1 protein-coding gene is annotated in these 1,450 nt (G+C 69.1%); it reads right to left on the bottom strand.

Annotated features, from left to right (window positions below):
• Nucleotides 1-36: 36 nt before the first annotated feature.
• A complete protein-coding gene (locus ACFT41_RS32285) occupies nucleotides 37-1,338 on the bottom strand; it encodes an IS256 family transposase (protein ID WP_377590540.1) in 1,302 nt (433 codons plus the stop codon).
• Nucleotides 1,339-1,450 lie beyond the last annotated feature (112 nt).

Below are 1,450 nucleotides of genomic sequence, written 5' to 3'. Positions count from 1 at the left end.
GAGCAATAGTCAAGACTTGTGGATGAGGAATCTTGATCAGGCGGCTGCGGTGTCGGTCGTGACCGGCTCGGCGGTGGGGCGTTCGACGAGTTTGCCGCGTTCGAAGCGGGCGCCGGCGCGGACCAGGGCGACCAGGTGTGGTGCGTTGACCGCCCGCCACCGCTGTTGAGCGGCTTCGATCAGCTTGAACGCCATGGCCAGGCCGGCTGCCTTCGAGCCAGGCCCTTTGGTGACCTTGATGCGGTGCCGGACCGTGGCGAACGTCGACTCGATCGGGTTGGTGGTGCGCAGGTGCACCCAGTGCTCGGCCGGGAAGTCGTAGAAGGCCAGCAACTCGTCGAGGTCGTCGACGACCTTGGCGACGGCCTTGCCGAACTTCGCGCCGTAGGCGAGCCTGAACGCGGCCACCGCCCGGCGGGCGTGGTCACGGTCCTCGGCGTTCCAGATCTCGGCCAGGGCCTTCTTCGCCCCGGGATGGGCGGACTTCGGCAGCGCGGACAGCACGTTGGCGATCTTGTGGAACCAGCAACGCTGCTCCCGTGTCTCCGGGAACACCTCACGCAGCGCGTTCCAGAACCCGAGGGCCCCGTCCCCGACGGCCAGGACCGGGGCGTGCATGCCGCGGCGCTTGCAGTCGCGCAGCAGGTCCGCCCAGGAGCCGGTCGACTCGCGGTAGCCCTCGGTGAGCGCGACGAGTTCCTTACGGCCGTCGGCGCGCACGCCGACCATGACCAGCAGGCACAGTTTCACCTCGTCCAGGCGCACGTTCAGGTGCACGCCGTCGGCCCACAGGTAGACGTAGTCGACGCCGGAGAGGTCCCGCCCGTGGAAGGCGCGGGCCTCGTCCTGCCACTGCACGGTCAGCCGGGTGATCGTCGCCGCAGACAGCCCCGCACTGGTGCCGAGGAACTGCTGCAACGCGGGCACAAAGTCGGACGACGAGAGCCCGTGCAGGTAGAGCAGCGGTAACACCTCGCTGATCCGCGGCGACTTGCGGCACCAGGCGGGCAGGATCGCCGAGGCGAACCGCTTGCGCGTACCGGTGGCCTCCTCCACGCGCTTGTCGTTGACCCGCGGCGCCACGACCTCGACCGCGCCGGCGCTGGTGAGCACCTGCCGCGGCCGGGCATGACCGTTACGCACGACGAGGCGGCGTCCCTGCTCATCCAACTCGCCCGCGTACGCGGCGACATACGCGGCGACCTCAGCCTCCAACGCCGCCGCCAGCATCCGGCGGGCGCCGTCACGCACGATCTCATCGATCAACGAGCCACCGGACACGACCGGCTCAGACACCACCGCTGGCGTCGGCTCTTCCGGGTTGACTACCGTAAGCACGGGCGTACCCTCCCCACCCGCGTTGGCGCGCGGGCTCTACTCGATTCCTGGCTTGGAACTCGTCGGGAGGGTACGCCTCCCGACGCTCATCCACAGGTTTCGAGCATTGCTC

The organism is Micromonospora sp. NPDC057141, assembly GCF_042670805.1.
In the GTDB taxonomy this organism is placed as follows: domain Bacteria; phylum Actinomycetota; class Actinomycetes; order Mycobacteriales; family Micromonosporaceae; genus Micromonospora.
The sequence above is the reverse complement of the archived record's forward strand: the minus strand, read 5'-3'. Positions and strand labels throughout refer to the sequence as shown.